The 17,026-nt window shown below is 60.9% G+C and carries 12 protein-coding genes; 1 reads left to right on the forward strand and 11 read right to left on the reverse strand.

Going from position 1 to position 17,026, the window contains the following annotated elements:
- The first annotated feature begins 79 nt into the window (after nucleotides 1-79).
- Nucleotides 80-1,306, forward strand: coding sequence for an MFS transporter (locus ACVRRC_RS00375; protein ID WP_411848501.1), 1,227 nt, complete (start codon nucleotides 80-82; stop codon nucleotides 1,304-1,306).
- A gap of 58 nt (nucleotides 1,307-1,364) precedes the next feature.
- Here the strand turns inward: ACVRRC_RS00375 and hemE are convergent, their stop codons facing one another.
- From hemE to ACVRRC_RS00430, 11 genes are all read right to left on the reverse strand, one after another.
- Nucleotides 1,365-2,429 carry a uroporphyrinogen decarboxylase gene (hemE, locus tag ACVRRC_RS00380; RefSeq protein WP_014595714.1) on the reverse strand — a complete coding sequence of 355 codons (1,065 nt, stop codon included), beginning with the start codon at nucleotides 2,427-2,429 and terminating at the stop codon, nucleotides 1,365-1,367.
- Nucleotides 2,430-2,568: 139 nt separating this feature from the next.
- The gene (locus ACVRRC_RS00385) at nucleotides 2,569-3,987 is read right to left on the reverse strand and encodes an FAD-dependent oxidoreductase (protein ID WP_014595713.1); all 1,419 of its coding nucleotides are present in this window, start codon (nucleotides 3,985-3,987) and stop codon (nucleotides 2,569-2,571) included.
- A 107-nt stretch (nucleotides 3,988-4,094) separates the two neighbouring features.
- Nucleotides 4,095-8,543, reverse strand: a complete 4,449-nt coding sequence (gltB, locus tag ACVRRC_RS00390; protein WP_472996492.1) for a glutamate synthase large subunit — start codon at nucleotides 8,541-8,543, stop codon at nucleotides 4,095-4,097.
- Between the two features lie 173 nt (nucleotides 8,544-8,716).
- Nucleotides 8,717-10,318, reverse strand: coding sequence for an AAA family ATPase (locus ACVRRC_RS00395; protein WP_472996493.1), 1,602 nt, complete (start codon nucleotides 10,316-10,318; stop codon nucleotides 8,717-8,719).
- 10 nt (nucleotides 10,319-10,328) lie between these two features.
- On the reverse strand, nucleotides 10,329-11,432 hold the full coding sequence (gene aroB / locus ACVRRC_RS00400; protein WP_472996495.1) for a 3-dehydroquinate synthase: 1,104 nt from the start codon (nucleotides 11,430-11,432) through the stop codon (nucleotides 10,329-10,331).
- A gap of 24 nt (nucleotides 11,433-11,456) precedes the next feature.
- Nucleotides 11,457-12,002, reverse strand: a complete 546-nt coding sequence (aroK, locus tag ACVRRC_RS00405; RefSeq protein WP_017244294.1) for a shikimate kinase AroK — start codon at nucleotides 12,000-12,002, stop codon at nucleotides 11,457-11,459.
- Nucleotides 12,003-12,005: 3 nt separating this feature from the next.
- Nucleotides 12,006-14,126 (reverse strand): type IV pilus secretin PilQ, encoded by a 2,121-nt coding sequence (locus ACVRRC_RS00410; protein WP_181119374.1) that lies wholly within the window; start codon nucleotides 14,124-14,126, stop codon nucleotides 12,006-12,008.
- A gap of 53 nt (nucleotides 14,127-14,179) precedes the next feature.
- Complete coding sequence (pilP, locus tag ACVRRC_RS00415; RefSeq protein WP_014595707.1) at nucleotides 14,180-14,707, reverse strand: type 4a pilus biogenesis lipoprotein PilP; 528 nt, start codon at nucleotides 14,705-14,707, stop codon at nucleotides 14,180-14,182.
- Nucleotides 14,704-15,330 (reverse strand): type 4a pilus biogenesis protein PilO, encoded by a 627-nt coding sequence (gene pilO, locus ACVRRC_RS00420; protein WP_020307760.1) that lies wholly within the window; start codon nucleotides 15,328-15,330, stop codon nucleotides 14,704-14,706. Before pilO ends, pilP begins: the two co-directional genes overlap by 4 nt.
- Nucleotides 15,327-15,899 carry a type 4a pilus biogenesis protein PilN gene (gene pilN, locus ACVRRC_RS00425; protein ID WP_045159371.1) on the reverse strand — a complete coding sequence of 191 codons (573 nt, stop codon included), beginning with the start codon at nucleotides 15,897-15,899 and terminating at the stop codon, nucleotides 15,327-15,329. The genes pilO and pilN overlap by 4 nt, the downstream gene beginning before the upstream one ends.
- On the reverse strand, nucleotides 15,899-16,963 hold the full coding sequence (locus ACVRRC_RS00430; protein ID WP_019405683.1) for a pilus assembly protein PilM: 1,065 nt from the start codon (nucleotides 16,961-16,963) through the stop codon (nucleotides 15,899-15,901). Before ACVRRC_RS00430 ends, pilN begins: the two co-directional genes overlap by 1 nt.
- Nucleotides 16,964-17,026 lie beyond the last annotated feature (63 nt).

The following is a 17,026-nucleotide window of genomic DNA, read 5'->3' on the forward strand; positions in this document are numbered from 1 at the left end:
CTTTTGGCCGGAAAAAGCGAATCGGACAGAGGTCTTCATCGTGAGCAGTACGCACGACGCCAGCGACGCGTCAGCAGAGATACCGGCGCCTGGCGCGCCCATCAGCCATACAGAGAAAGGCACCCCGCGCTTCGCGCGCACCGCCCTGGCGCTGTTCGCCGGCGGCTTCGCCACCTTCGCCCTGCTCTACTGCGTGCAGCCGATGATGCCCATGCTGTCGCAGGCATTCGGCATCAACGCAGCGCAGAGCAGCTTGATCCTTTCGCTCTCGACGCTGACCCTGGCCGTCGGCCTGCTGATCACCGGGCCGATCTCCGATGCCATCGGCCGCAAGCAGGTGCTGGTCGCCTCCCTGCTCGCTGCCGCGGTGTTCACCGTCGGTAGTGCGCTGGCGCCCAGCTGGCATGGCGTTCTGCTGATGCGCGCACTGGTCGGCCTGGCGCTCAGCGGCGTGGCTGCAGTGGCGATGACCTACCTGAGCGAGGAGATCCATCCCCACCATCTGGGCCTGGCAATGGGGCTGTACATCGGCGGCAACGCCATCGGCGGCATGAGCGGACGCTTGCTGAGCGGCGTGCTGGTGGACTACCTGTCTTGGCATAGCGTGCTGGGACTGATGGGCGGGCTGGCGCTGCTGGCGGCCCTGCTGCTCTGGCGCTTTCTACCGGAATCGCGGCACTTCCGTCCGCGACCGCTGCGCCCGCAGGGATTGCTGCAGGGCTACCGCCTGCACTTCCGCGATGCCGGCCTGCCCTGGCTGTTCCTGCAGGGCTTTCTGCTAATGGGCAGCTTCGTCACGCTGTACAACTATATCGGCTATCGATTGATTGCCGAGCCGTTCCACCTCAGCCAGACCATGATCGGTCTGCTGGCGGTGCTCTACCTGTCGGGTATCTACAGCTCGGCTCAAGTCGGCGCACTGGCCGATCGTTTCGGCCGGCGCCGGGTGTTCTGGCTGGTGATCGCCCTGATGCTGGCAGGCGTGAGCCTGACCCTGTTCGACCGGCTGCCGCTGGTGCTGCTGGGCATGCTGCTGTTCACCTTCGGCTTCTTCGGCGCCCACTCGGTTGCCAGCAGCTGGATTGGCCGCCGCGCCCGGCAGGCGCGCGGCCAGGCCTCCTCGCTCTATCTGTTCAGTTACTACCTGGGCTCCAGCATCGCCGGCACGCTGGGTGGGGTCTTCTGGCATGCCGCCGGCTGGGATGGCGTCGGCCTGTTCATCGCCTCGCTGCTGCTGATCGCCTTCGCCGTGGCGCTGCACCTGGCGCGCCTGCGTCCGTTGCCGGAGCCGCAGACGGCACACTGAGCCCGCAATGCAGAACGCCCCGCTGATGCGGGGCGTTTCGTTTCGAGCCGTTGAAAAATCAGGCGTGGTATTGCCCGGACAGTTCGTGCACCGACTCGATGAAGGCGCCGGCATGGGCTGGATCGACTTCCGGCGTGATGCCGTGGCCCAGGTTGAACACGTGGCCATTGCCATGACCGAAGCTCGCCAGGATACGCGCGACCTCGGCGCGGATGGCGTCGGGCTTGGCATAAAGCACGCTCGGGTCCATGTTGCCCTGCAGCGCCACCTTGTCACCGACGCGGCGGCGCGCCTCGCCGATGTCGCAGGTCCAGTCCAGCCCCAGCGCTTCGGCACCAGCGTCGGCCATGGACTCCAGCCACAGCCCGCCACCCTTGGTGAACAGGATCACCGGCACGCGGCGGCCGTCATGCTCGCGGATCAGACCGTCTACGATCTTGCGCATATAGGCCAGGGAGAACTCCTGATAGGCCGCGGCCGACAGGCTGCCACCCCAGGAATCGAAGATTTGCACGGCCTGGGCGCCGGCCAGGATCTGGCCGTTGAGGTAGCTGGTAACCGACTGGGCCAGCTTGTCCAGCAAGGCGTGCATTGCCTGCGGGTTTTCGTAGAGCATCGCCTTGGATTTGCGGAAGTCCTTCGAGGAGCCGCCTTCGACCATGTAGGTCGCCAGGGTCCACGGACTTCCGGAGAAACCGATCAGCGGTACGCGGCCGTTGAGTTCGCGGCGAATGGTACGCACCGCGTCCATCACGTAGCCCAGATCCTTCTCCGGATCGGGAATCGGTAGCGCCTCGATGTCCGCCGCACTGCTCACCACCTTCTTGAAGCGCGGACCTTCGCCGGTCTCGAAGTACAGGCCGAGCCCCATGGCGTCCGGCACGGTGAGGATATCGGAGAACAGGATCGCAGCATCCAGCGGATAGCGATCCAGCGGCTGCAGAGTCACCTCGCAGGCGAGCTCCGGATTCATGCACAGGCTCATGAAGTCACCGGCCTTGGCGCGGCTGGCCCGGTATTCGGGCAGATAACGGCCGGCCTGGCGCATCATCCACACCGGGGTGACGTCGACAGGCTGCTTGAGCAGGGCACGAAGGAAGCGGTCGTTCTTCAAGGCAGTCATGGCAGGGTTCCAGCGAAAAAGTGCCGTGCATTGTCGCAAAGCGGAAAAAAAAAGGCACGGCGAGTGCCGTGCCTTTTACCTTTGGGCTTGATTCAAATCAGGCCGTTCCGAGCCCCTGTCGGCGCTCGATCAACACCGATCAGACGCCGAGGTAGTCCATGATGCCTTCGGCAGCCTGGCGCCCTTCGTAGATCGCGGTCACCACCAGATCGGAGCCGCGAACCATATCGCCACCGGCGAAGATCTTCGGGTTGCTGGTCTGGTGCTTGAACTGACCCTGCTCCGGGGCGACGACGCGGCCCTGGTTGTCCAGTTGGATACCCTGGCCCTCGAACCACGGTGCCGGGCTTGGCCGGAAACCGAAGGCAATGACCACCGCATCGGCAGGCAGCACCTGCTCGGAGCCCGGGATCGGCTCGGGGCTGCGGCGGCCACGGGCATCCGGCGCGCCGAGACGGGTCTCGACCACCTTCACACCTTCGACCTTGCCTTCGCCGACGATGGCGATGGGCTGGCGATTGAAGAGGAACTTCACACCCTCTTCCTTGGCGTTCTTCACTTCACGGCGCGAACCCGGCATGTTTGCCGCATCACGACGATAGGCACAGGTCACGCTCTTGGCGCCCTGGCGGATGGAAGTCCGGTTGCAGTCCATCGCGGTATCACCACCACCCAGAACCACGACCTTCTTCCCCTTCATATCGATGAAGTCCTCGGCGGACTTTTCGAAGCCGAGGTTGCGGTTGACGTTGGCGATGAGGAAATCCAGCGCGTCGTACACCCCTGGCAGATCCTCGCCAGGGAAGCCGCCCTTCATGTAGGTGTAAGTGCCCATGCCCATGAATACGGCATCGTAGTCAGCCAGCAGCTGATCGATGCTGATGTCCTTGCCCACCTCGGTGTTCAGGCGGAACTCGATGCCCATGCCGCTGAAGATCTCGCGGCGGCGGCTGAGCACGGTCTTTTCCAGCTTGAACTCAGGGATGCCGAAGGTCAGCAGGCCACCGATCTCGGGGTTCTTGTCGAACACTACCGGGGTCACGCCGTTGCGCACGAGGATATCCGCGCAACCGAGGCCCGCCGGGCCGGCACCGATGATGGCGACCTTCTTGCCGGTCGGCTTGACCTTGGACATGTCCGGCCGCCAGCCCATGGCGAAGGCGGTGTCGGCGATGTACTTCTCTACCGAGCCGATGGTCACCGCACCGAAACCGTCATTCAGCGTGCAGGCACCTTCGCAGAGGCGATCCTGTGGGCATACGCGGCCACAGACTTCCGGCAGGGTGTTGGTCTGATGAGCCAGCTCGGCAGCGGCGAGGATGTTGCCCTCGGAAACCAGCTTGAGCCAGTTGGGGATGTAGTTGTGGACCGGGCATTTCCACTCGCAATAGGGGTTGCCGCAGCCCAGGCAGCGATGGGCCTGCTCGCAAGCCTGCTGCGGCTTGAAGGGTTCGTAAATCTCGACGAACTCCTTCTTGCGCTGGCGCAGCAGCTTCTTCTTCGGATCCTTGCGCCCGACCTCGATGAACTGGAAGTCGTTATTCAGACGTTCAGTCATTTCATAACCTCTCAACAGCGGCCGTAGACGATACATACGGCTGCAAGACAATCAGGGTGAGCAGCGGCCCCAGCCAAGGCGGGGCCGCTGCCTGAAGCGGCTTCTTGTTATTGCGGGTTGGCCCGGGTGCTCGACAGCAGCGAGGCCAGGTTGGCCGCCTTGGGCTTGACCAGCCAGAAACGACGCAGATAGTCGTCAAGATTATCCAGCAGTTCTGCCCCCCACTCGCTCGCGGTTTCGGCAACGTACTCGCGCAGCACATCCTGCAGATGGCTGCGATGGGCTTCCATCGCCTCGCCGGTGATGCGCTGCAGGTTGACCAGTTCGTTGTTCACGCGGTCGACGAAGCTGTTGTCCATGTCCAGTACATAGGCGAAACCACCGGTCATGCCGGAACCGAAGTTGTGCCCGGTCTTGCCCAGCACACAGACGAAACCGCCGGTCATGTACTCGCAGCAGTGGTCACCGGTACCCTCGACGACCGCATGGGCGCCGGAGTTGCGCACGGCGAAACGCTCACCGGCAGTACCGGCGGCGAACAGCTTGCCACCGGTGGCGCCGTACAGGCAGGTATTGCCGATGATGGCCGAATCCTGCGAACGATAGGCAGCGCCCTGCGGCGGGGTGACCACCAGCTTGCCGCCGGTCATACCCTTGCCGACGTAGTCGTTGGCGTCGCCTTCCAGGTACAGGTTCAGGCCGCCGGCGTTCCAGACGCCGAAGCTCTGCCCCGCCGTGCCTTTGAAGCGGAAGGTAATCGGCGCATCCTTCATGCCCTGGTTGCCATGCTGACGGGCGATCTCGCCGGAGACGCGCGCACCGATGGAACGGTCGCAGTTGCAGATCTCCAGTTCGAACTCGCCGCCGCTCTTGGCGTCGATGGCACTCTTGGCCAGCTTGACCATTTCTTCTGCCAGCAACCCTTGGTCGAACGGCGGGTTCTTCTCCACTTCGCAGAACTGCGGCTTGTCGGCCGGGATGTTGCTGCCGCCGAGCAGCGGCGTCAGGTCGAGGTTGTTCTGCTTGGCGGTGTCGCCCGGCAGCACTTCGAGCAGATCGGTACGGCCGATCAGCTCGCCGAGGCTGCGCACGCCCAGCTTGGCCAGCCACTCGCGGGTTTCCTCGGCGACGAACTGGAAGAAGTTGACCACCATGTCGACCGTGCCGATGAAGTGATCCTTGCGCAGCTGCTCGTTCTGAGTTGCGACGCCGGTGGCGCAGTTGTTCAGGTGGCAGATGCGCAGGTACTTGCAGCCCAGGGCGATCATCGGCGCGGTCCCGAAGCCGAAGCTTTCGGCGCCGAGGATCGCGGCCTTGATCACGTCCAGGCCAGTCTTCAGGCCACCATCGGTCTGCACCCGGACCTTGCCCCGCAGGTCATTGCCGCGCAGGGTCTGGTGGGTTTCCGCCAGGCCCAGCTCCCACGGCGAACCGGCATAGCGGATCGAGGTCAGCGGCGAGGCACCGGTGCCGCCGTCGTAACCGGAGATGGTGATCAGGTCGGCGTAGGCCTTGGCCACGCCGGCGGCGATGGTGCCCACGCCCGGCTCGGCCACCAGCTTGACGGACACCAGCGCCTGCGGATTGACCTGCTTGAGGTCGAAGATCAGCTGCGCGAGGTCCTCGATGGAATAGATGTCATGGTGCGGCGGCGGGGAGATCAGGGTCACGCCGGGCACGGCGTAACGCAGACGCGCGATCAGGCCATTGACCTTGCCTCCGGGCAGCTGGCCGCCTTCACCCGGCTTGGCGCCCTGAGCGACCTTGATCTGCAGCACTTCGGCGTTGACGAGGTATTCCGGGGTCACACCGAAGCGGCCGGTTGCGACCTGCTTGATCTTCGAGCTGCGCTCGGTGCCGTAGCGGGCCGGGTCTTCACCGCCCTCACCGGAGTTCGAACGCGCCCCGATGCGGTTCATCGCCGCGGCGATGGCCTCGTGGGCTTCCGGCGACAGAGCGCCCAGGGAGATACCAGCGGAGTCGAAGCGCTTGAGGATGGCATCCAGCGGCTCGACTTCCTCCAGCGCCAGCGGCTGATCGGCCAGCTTGACCTTGAGCAGGTCACGCAGCATCGCCACCGGGCGCTGATCGACCAGCGCGGTGTACTCCTTGAAGCGGCTGTAGTCACCGCTCTGCACGGCGAGCTGCAGCGCGCTGACCACGTCGGGGTTGTAGGCGTGGTACTCGCCGCCGTAGACGAACTTCAGCAGGCCACCCTGCTGGATCGGCTTGCGGCTGCTCCAGGCTTCGGCCGCCAGCGCCTTCTGCTCGGCCTCGAGGTCCTCGAAGCGGGCACCCTTGATGCGACTGGCGACGCCGCGGAAGCTGAGCTCCACGACCTCGTCGGACAGGCCGACGGCTTCGAACAGTTGCGCGCCGCGGTAGGACGCGATGGTCGAGATGCCCATCTTGGAGATGATCTTCATCAGCCCCTTGGAGATGCCCTTGCGATAGTGCTTGAACACTTCGTAGAGATCGCCCAGCACCTCGCCGGTACGGATCAGGTCACCCAGCACTTCGTAGGCGAGGAACGGGTAGACAGCTGTCGCACCGAAACCGATGAGCACTGCGAAATGATGCGGATCGCGAGCAGTGGCGGTTTCCACCAGGATGTTGCAGCTGCAGCGCAGCCCGGTCTCGACCAGGCGGTGGTGTACCGCACCGACCGCCAGCGAAGCATGCACCGGCAGCTTGCCCGGAGCGATGTGCCGATCGCTCAGCACCAGCAGCACCTTGCCCCCGCGCACGGCCTCTTCGGCCTGATCGGCGATGTTGCGGATCGCCGCCTCGAGGCCGGTACCTTCCTCGTAGTTGAGGTCGATGACCAGACGCTCGAAGCCGGGCCGCTCGAGGTTCATGATCGTGCGCCATTTGGCGGGCGAGATCACCGGCGTGGTCAGGATCGCCCGATTGGCGTGTTCGGCGGTTTCCTCGAAGACGTTGCGCTCGGCACCCAGACAGGTTTCCAGCGACATCACGATGGCTTCGCGCAGCGGGTCGATCGGCGGGTTGGTCACCTGGGCGAACTGCTGGCGGAAGTAGTCGTAGGGTGAACGCACGCGGCGCGACAGCACGGCCATGGGCGTGTCGTCGCCCATCGAGCCGACCGCTTCCTGGCCCTGTTCGGCCAGCGGACGCAGCACCTGGTCACGCTCCTCGAAGGTGACCTGGTACATCTTCATGTACCGCTTGAGCTGGTCGGCATCGTAGAAGGCCGAACCGTGATCGTTGTCATCCAGCGTCGACTGGATGCGCAGCGCGTTCTGCCGCAGCCACTTCTTGTAAGGCTGCTGCGCCTTCAGGTGGTTGTCGATGTCGTCGGTGTGCAGCACCTTGCCGGTGTGGGTGTCCACCGCGAGGATCTGCCCCGGGCCGACACGACCCTTGGCAAGCACATCTTCCGGCTTGTAATCCCAGACGCCGACTTCGGACGCGAGGGTGATATAGCCGTTCTTGGTGGTTACCCAGCGCGCCGGACGCAGCCCGTTGCGGTCGAGCAGACAAACCGCGTGGCGGCCATCGGTCAGCACCACGCCGGCCGGGCCATCCCAGGGTTCCATGTGCATGGAGTTGAATTCGTAGAAGGCACGCAGGTCGGGGTCCATGGTCTCGACGTTCTGCCAGGCCGGCGGAATGATCATGCGCAGGCCACGGAACAGATCCATTCCTCCGGTGACCAAGAGTTCGAGCATGTTGTCCATGCTCGAGGAGTCAGAACCGGTGCGGTTGATCAGCGGCGACAGGCTTTCGAGATCCGGCAGCAATTCGTTGGCGAACTTCAGGCGGCGCGCCTGGGCCCAGTTGCGGTTACCGGTGATGGTGTTGATTTCGCCGTTGTGCGCAAGAAAGCGGAACGGCTGAGCCAGCCGCCACTGCGGCATAGTGTTGGTGGAGAAACGCTGGTGGAACACGCAGATCGCGGTCGCGAGGCGCTCGTCACCCAGGTCCGGGTAGAACTGGGCCAGGTCGGCCGGCATCATCAGGCCTTTGTAGATGATGTCCTTGTCCGAGAGGCTGCAGACGTAGAAGGCGCTGTCGTCGGCCAGTGCGACTTCGGCGCGGCGGCGGGCGAAGAACAGCTTGATGCCGAACTGACGCTCATCGAGGCCCTCGCCGGAAACGAACACCTGCTCGATGCGCGGCAGACGCTCGAGCGCCAGCTGCCCGAGAACGCTGGTGTCCACCGGGACCTCACGCCAGCCAACCAGGGTAAGCCCCTGCGCCTGGATTTCCTCGCTCAACTGAGCACGAGCGCGATCCGCCTTGCTGGCGTCCTGATCGAGGAAGACCATGCCAACCGCATATTGGGCCGGCAGCTCGGCGTTGAAATGCTCCAGGGCCTTCGCGCGCAGAAAGGCGTCAGGCTTCTGCATCAACAGACCGCAGCCGTCGCCGGTCTTGCCATCGGCGTTGATGCCGCCGCGGTGAGTCATGCATGTCAGGGACTGAATGGCAGTCTTTAGCAGGTGATGGCTTGCCTCGCCCTGCATGTGGGCAATCAGACCGAAGCCGCAGTTATCCTTGAACTCTTCAGGACGAAACAGACCTGCTCTCATAGGCACTCCACCAGCTAAATGCGTTGTAAATCAACCCCTTATTGACGGCGCAGCGACTCACCCCGTCATTCACGTGGGCAAAAGGGGGAGCAGTTTACAAAGCCCGCTAGATCGGCACAATTTATTTTTGCAAGCCCCAAAACAGTGCGTTGCGCACTTTTTTGGGGCATTTTTTATCGAGCTGGCGCCAATTCCTGCTGGACGCTGGCGAAACTTCGTACCCATGGCTTGCCGGCCTGGAGCGAAGCGGGCAGCGACTTCACCGCTGCAACCGCTGCCGCTCGGTTGGCAAAATTGCCATAGGTGACGACGTAGAGCGGCTTGCCTTCGTGCGTCTTGGTGAAGTAGCGATAGTTGGCGCCATGCTGCTGAACGATCGCTTGAGCATTCTTTTCCACACGTGTCCCGAGGATCTGGACCAGATAGTTGCTGCCCGGCTGACTGGCATACCAAGACCGATTGCCTGAAGCGCTGGGCGCAGCAGTAGGCGCTGGCGTACGCTCAGCGACATTCTGCCGCACCTGCGGCGATGCCGGAGCAGGCGCCTGTGTCGGCGCCGGCGTCGGCACCGTTGCAACAGGCGGAGCAGGCTGGACACGCTCCACAGGTGCAGGTGCAGGTGTAGGTGTAGGTGCAGGTGCAGGTGCAGGTGCAGGTGCAGGTGCAGGTGCAGGTGCAGGAATTGTCGATTCGCGCGCACCGGGAAGCGCAACCTCAGCATCGTCTTCGCCACCTGCAGCGGCAGCGAGCGGCTCTCGAATCACCGGCTGCGCATCACCGCCCAGCGGCAGCGACAACGACCGCTCCTCGCCATCGAACTCGATCGCGGTTTGCCCGCCCTGCTCAGACGAAGCCGCTGATGAGCCCGCCGGAGCGTCGAGCGGCAACTGAGTGGCTTGCGGCGCAACCGACCGCTCACCCTCGCCACCACGCAGAACCAGAAAGCCAATCGCGACCACCACGATCACGGCCAGCGCCGCCAACAGATGTTTCTTCGGCAGCGGCAATGCCATTCCGCTGGACTTCCGCCGTCCGCGACTGCTCTGCATCGCCGCGAGAAGTTCGTCACGCGCCACCTGGTTGATCGCTCCAGGCCAGCCGCCCGACTGATCATGGATACGCGCAATCTGCTCCTCGTTCAGGCACTCGATGCCGCTACCCGCACCTTCGAGCCGCAACGCCAGATACTCGCGCGTCTCATCTTCTTCATAAGGTTGCAAGGCGATAGCGTGATGTCGTTCTTCGCCTTCGCTCAGGGCTTCAAGTCGCCCGGCCAGCGCAGGCTCGCCAAACAGAAAGACGTGCGGGCGCGCTTCAGGTGTCCCCGCAGCCAGACGCAGCAGGGTCTCCACCGCAGCGCCAGTCAGGCGCTCGGCATCATCCACCAACAGATAGACTTCCTGCCCCGTCAGAGCCAGCTGGACTACCTGCGCCATGATGCCATCGAAATCGGCGTCCTGACTGTTGAGTGCCTGAGCGATCTGCGCCAACAGCGCACTGGCGTCCATGGTGCTCTGCGGAGTGACGACTACGCTCTGCACAGCCTGCTTGTTGCTGCTGGCGACAAGCGCCTGGCGTAGCAACGTTTTGCCGCTGCCTTCCGGCCCGGTCACCAACAACAGCAACTGGCTGTAACGGGCCAGGTGGTGCAGCTGCCCAAGCACCGGCTTGCGCTGAGCGGGAAAGAACTTGAACCCCGGAACACGGGCCGCGAAAGGGTCATGGCTGAAGCCATAGTGAGTCAGAAACGCGTCGTCCGCGGACAAACTGTTCATGGAAATTTTCTTACACTCCCAAGTGTTCCGTCATAGCACCGTAATCGGCGCTCAAGGTGGTTTCGAGCACGCCGCGAGGGAAGTCGCCTGTGACAACCGCCCCCCCCATCTGCCGAAGCAGCACGAGACGGAGGCGACCATCCAGGACCTTCTTGTCCACCGCCATGTGCTCAAGGAAATCTTGCGGCTGCATCTCGGCAGGAGGCACTACCGGCAGCCCGGCTCGCTGCAAAAGCCGGATGGCGCGATCACGATCCGCCTGGCCGATCCAGCCGAGCTGAGAGGACATCTCAAGCGCCATCACGGTTCCCGCCGATACCGCCTCACCATGCAGCCAGACCCCATAACCCATATGAGTCTCTATAGCATGGCCAAAGGTATGGCCCAGGTTGAGGGTGGCGCGCACACCCGATTCTCGCTCGTCCGCATTGACCACCTTGGCCTTGGCTGCACAGGAACGGTGGATCGCCTCGGTCAGCGCCAGTGAATCCAGCGAGCGAATCCGATCGATATTGGCTTCAAGCCAGGTCAGGAAGGGCTCGTCGCAGATCAGCCCGTACTTGATAACTTCAGCCAGCCCTGCAGACAGCTCGCGAGACGGCAACGTCGCCAACGTGGTGGTATCGATGACCACGGCACGAGGCTGGTAGAACGCGCCGATCATGTTCTTGCCCAGTGGGTGGTTGATGCCGGTCTTGCCACCAACCGAGGAGTCCACTTGCGAGAGAAGCGTGGTCGGCACCTGGATGAAGTCCACACCACGCTGGTAGCTGGCGGCTGCGAATCCCGCCATGTCGCCGATGACGCCGCCGCCCAACGCCACGACCGTTGTATTGCGATCGTGCCGAGCACCGAGCAGTGCGTCGAAAATAAGCTGAAGCGTCTCCCAATTCTTGTGGCTTTCGCCATCAGGCAGGATTATGGGGGTAACGGCATAGCCGGAAAGCGTGCTCGTCAGACGATCGAGGTACAGTGGCGCAACCGTTTCATTGGTCACGATGGCGACTTGACGGCCGCGAATCTTGCTTGCAAAAAGATCGCTGCGATCGATCAATCGCTCGCCGATATGAATGGGATAGCTACGCTCGCCGAGATCGACCTGAAGAGTCTGCATGGGGCCCCCCAACAATAAAGGGGGCTAGGATAGCGCAGATTCATCCTGGCTTTCACGGGGAGGCAATGAAGCGAGCCTATCGAGAATTTCCATGACCACCAGCCGGGGCGGACGCTCGTCTGTCTCGATGATGATATCCGCAATGGAGCGGTACAGCGGGTCGCGAATAGCCATGAGCCCAGCAAGAACGCTACGGGGATCGCTTGCCTGCAGCAACGGACGATTGCGGTCGCGCGAAGTGCGCTCGAGCTGCTGATCGACAGAAGTGCAGAGATAGACGACGCGACCACCGGAGCGAAGTGCTTTGCGATTGTCCTCGCGCAACACCGCGCCCCCACCCGTAGCGAGCACCACCCCGTCCTGCTGACAAAGATCGGCGATCACTGCACGTTCACGCTCGCGAAAACCGGCCTCACCCTCTACATCGAAAATCAGAGGAATGCTGGCGCCGGTCCGCTGCTCGATTTCCTTGTCGGAATCCTTGAATGGCAGACGCAGCTCTTTGGCTAACAAGCGCCCGATGGTGCTTTTACCAGCTCCCATCGGGCCTATGAGGATGAAGTTGTGCAACAATTACTGGCCCACGGCGACCGCTCGATAGTTGAGGATTCTAGGGGTCAAGAAGACCAGAAGCTCGGATTTTTTATCTTCCACGATGTCCCGTCGGAAGAGGCGACCAACGAACGGAACGTCACCCAGGAACGGCACTTTTTCAATGCTGCTGATCTGGCTATTGGAGAATACACCACCGATGACGATTGTTTCTCCATCGGTAACAAGAACTTTGGCGTTGACTTCGTTCTTGTTGATCGGCGGCACGCCATTCAGAGCGTTAGCAAAATCAGGGGCATCCTTGGTGACCTTGACCTCCATGATAATGCGGTTGTCCGGCGTGATCTGCGGCGTCACCTCAAGCGACAGGGCTGCCTCCTTGAAAGATGTCGACGTTGCGCCACTCGAACTGGCTTCTTGGTAGGGGATTTCCGCACCTTTCAAGATTTTGGCCGTTTCCTTATCCGCAGTAACCACCTTTGGCTGGGAGACGACTTCACCGTTACCGGTTTTCTCCATAGCCGACAATTGAAGGTCTAGGATTCCATGGTCCGAGACATAGCCAATCCCAATACCGGCGGTGCTGTTAAGCACTCCTAGATCGACAAATGGAACCGGGGCCAACGCATCTTCCAGGGTAAAATTGCCGACTTTGTCTGTACCTGGGAGAAGATATCGACCGCCATCTTCATCACGACCGATGGCACCGTCCTTGCCATACAAGCCCCAATTGTCGTTGGTGTAGTTTCCGCCCCAACGAACCCCAAGCGCTTTATCGTAGCCCACATTCGCCTCAACGATGCGCGCCTCGATCATCACTTGCCGCACAGGAATGTCGAGCTGAGCGACTATGCGACGCAGCTCGTCAAGTCGCTCCTGCGTTTGATAAGCGATGATGTTATTGGTGCGATCATCCACCGCTATAGAGCCACGATCCTCTGCAACGGCGCCGTTGCTCGTCACTGACTGGAACAGGCGAGCAATGTCCGCAGCCTTGGCATAGTTGACTTGCACGACCTCGCGACGCAACGGTGCAAGCTCGGCAATCTGCCGCTGCGACTCGAGTTCCTGGCGTTCACGCGCAGCGATTTCGTCAGCTGGCGCAACGAGCAGCACGTTCCCGACTTGCCGCTTATCCAGCCCCTTGGTTTTCAAAACCAGGTCGAGCGCTTGATCCCAAGGCACATTCTGCAAACGAAGGGTGATATTGCCACTGACGGTATCGCTGGCAACCAAGTTCAGGTCAGTAAAATCAGCGATCAACTGCAGTACGGAACGAACATCAATATCTTGGAAATTCAGCGACAGTTTTTCACCGGAATAGGCGAAACGGTCTGCCTTGCGCTTATCGGCCTCTTCTTCTGTAAGAGGCTTTACGCTGATGGTCAGCTTATTGTCTGTCTGGTAGGCGAGATAATCGTATCGCCCAGTAGGCTCGATGGCGATACTGGCACCACCTGCCTGAGCGGTCGAGTCGACAAACTTCACCGGCGTAGCGAAATCCTGAACGTCGAGCCGAACACGCAGTGCTTCAGGCAGCTCCGCCTTGGCGAACACAACGCGGATCTTTCCTCCCTGCTCTTCGATAGTCGAACCTACCGACGGATCGGACAGTGTGATTACCACGTTTCCGGCACCATCCTCACCGCGGCGAAAATCGATATTGTCGATCGCCTTGCCGGCCGCCATCGGCTTTACCGGAGCAGACTTGGCAATCGGAGCAGTGACCGCGGCGGATGCAGCCGCAGGGCTGGTCGTCCCCGAGCTCTCTCCCAGCACGACAAACAGATTGTTCCCATCCACTCGAGTGGAATACGGAACAAGCGCGGTCAGATTGACGATGAGCCGGGTGCGCCCTTGCGCCTCGACGACCGTTACGCTGCGCGCATTACCAACGCCCAGCTCCCGATTTTTGGCCCCCAGGTTGTTGGATACGCCTGGAAGATCCAGAGCAATGCGTGCAGGCTGATCCAGCGTGTAGCCACGAGGTGACGCAACAGGCTCGTCAAATGCCAGTTTCAACTCAACCCGATCGCCCGGCAAAGCAGCCACATCCAAGGCGTTGAGATTGGCCGCCAGCAGTGCTGGCGATATAAATGCCGCCAGCAGAGATACGCCCAGGCGAGAAAGGGTAGTGTTCATAAATTGCTTCCGTTGTGCAGACCGGTAAAGGTTTTCCATTCTTTTGCCCCGCGCTAGGTGCGCTCTTTCAAGGTCAGACTGCGCGGGCGCTCAAGCCACCCACCCTCTCCATCAGGGACGATTTCAACCACATCCACCGCAGCCTCGCTGATTTCGACGATGCGCCCGTGGTTACGCCCCAGGTAATCGCCAATCTTGACTCGATGGACACCATCGCCCCCCTTGATCAGCGCATATCGGCCACCTCCATTGGCCAGCGTGCCAACCATGGTGAAATTCTCGATATTGAACCCCTCGAGAAACTGCTTGACTCGCGACTCGTCGGGCTGGATGTCCTTCGAACCTCGCTGCCGCTGCGCCAAGTCAAGCTTCACGGGCGGCTGGAATGGATGACGCAACGCTGCTGCGCTATAGGTGAACGCCTCGTAAGGGATGAAGGCCGGCAGAGGTTCGATCGTGCCCTTCGGCTTAATTCTCACCTCATCCATATACTGCTGTAGGTCGTTGAAGTCAGAACTGCCACTGCAGCCCGAAAGCACCGCCAGGGTCAGACCCAGCGCAGTCAGTCGCCCCCCCTTCATTTCTGCAGCCCCTTGTCGTTATAGCGATAAGTCTTGGCAACGATGCTCATGCGCAACTTCGATGTAGCAGTTTCACCCTTTTCGGGAACTATCTCGAAATCATGCAAGGTAACTATTCGCGGAAGACTTGATACGCCGCTTACGAATGTTGCCAAGTCGTGATAGCCGCCAATCACCTTGATATTGATCGGCAGTTCGATATAGAACTGCTGAGTCACTTCGGGCTGCAACTTGATCTCCTCGAACTCCAACCCGCTACCTAAACCAGTACGAGTGATATCTTCCAGCAGCCCCGGGACCTCAGTATCGCTTGGCAGCTGTCGAAGCAGCGCACCGAATGATGTTTCCATTTCGGCCATCTGCTCTTTGTAAGCTTCTAGGTTAGCGGCCTGAAACGCCTTGGTTGAAAACTGTTGTTTTAGAGTTACCTCTTGAGCACGGTGCTGCTCGAGTTGCAACTGCAGATCCTGCAAGTGAAAGTAATACCCCAGGCCGAGTACTGCCGCGAGCACTATCACACCAGTAATAAATTTGACCGGCGCTGGCCACGATCCCAGGTTATTCAAATCCAGATCGGCAAGATCAACCTTGCGAAGACTTTCCAACGACTCAGCTAGACTCATGGCTTAGCTCCTTCCGTAGATGCGCCCGGCTGGGTCTGCTGCACTGTCAACTGGAAGACATTTTCCTGATCGACAGCCCCCGCAGTGACTGCCTTCACCTCGTTCAGATTCGGCGCTTCAAGCCAATCGGAGCCGTCGAGATTACGCATGAGGTTTGAAACCCGATTGTTCGATTCAGCAGCACCAACGATCGCGATGTTCTTTCCGGTCATTTTGAGCGACGTGAAATAAACACCTTCGGGCAACGTTCTAACGAGCTGATCGAATACCCGACCAATGATGGGGCGATTTCCCTGAAGGTCCTGGATAATCTTCATTCGCTCCAGAAGTTGCTGGCGACGCTCCTTCAACTCTTTGATTTCAGCGATCCGAGCATCCAGAACTGCAATTTCTTTTTTGATGAACTCGTTCCTCGCATTCTGCTGTTCGATCGCCCCCTGAAAATAGCGATCGCCTAGGAATACCAAGCCGGCAGCGACGACAAGTACGCCCATGAGGGAAGCCAGAAAGCGCTGCTTACGCTCTTCCCGCAGCTGTTCGCGCCACGGAAGTAGGTTGATCTGAGCCATCAGTCAAAGCTCCTCAGCGCCAAACCGCATGCAATCATTAATGCAGGCGCATCACTAGCCAGCGCCCCGGCGTTCACCTTGCCGCTCAAAGCCATATCGGCGAAGGGATTAGCCACTAGAGTTTGCGTTCCGATCTTTTGCTGAATCATGTGATCGAGACCCGGAATGGAGGCCGTCCCGCCCGCGAGCAGGATGCAGTCGACGTCGTGAAACTGCCCTGCAGCGAAGAAGAACTGCAACGAGCGGGATACCTGCTGCACCACCGCCTCCTTGAACGGAAGCAGGACTTCACTGTCGTAGTCATCTGGGAGACCGCCTTGCTTCTTGGCAAGGCCGGCTTCTTCCTGAGACAGACCGTAGCGGCGCTGGATCTCTTCGGTCAGTTGGCGACCACCGAACAGCTGCTCGCGCGTGTAGATGGTACGCCCGTTATGCAGCACGCTCAGGGTTGTCATGGTCGCGCCGATGTCGACGACGGCAACGGTCAGCTCGCCGTGCCCTGTACCCAACTGTGAAGCAAGCAGTCCGTAGGAGCGCTCAAGCGCATAGGCCTCGACATCCACCACTTTGGCGGTAAGTCCGGCCAAGGCCAGCGCGGCTTCACGGATCTCGACATTCTCCTTACGGCAAGCGGCGAGGAGAACTTCTACCCTGCCAGGCGCGCGAGGCGCAGGACCTTGCACCTCGAAGTCGATCGCGACTTCCTCCAGTGGGTAGGGGATGTACTGATCTGCCTCGATCTTGAGCTGGTTCTCGAGCTCTTCATCAGAAAGCCCGGCATCCATCTCAATCATCTTTGTGATGACGGCAGACCCGGAGACAGCGACAACAGCGGACTTGCAGCCGGTCTTGGCCTTGGCAACGAGTCGCTGCAGGGCCTGACCGACACCCTCAAGCTCGGCGATGTTCTTTTCGACGACGGCATTCGGCGGTAGCGGCTCGACGGCATAAGCCTCGACGCGGTACCGATTACCCGATCGACTTAATTCGAGGAGCTTGACTGAGGTCGAACTGATATCGATCCCAAGCAGCGTGTTCGCTTTCTTAGTGAAGAGCCCTAGCACGACCGATTTCCTATCTTTATCCGCAACTTACGGATTAATTATGTTTATCCACATTAGATAACA

The organism is Stutzerimonas sp. LR2, from assembly GCF_055755175.1.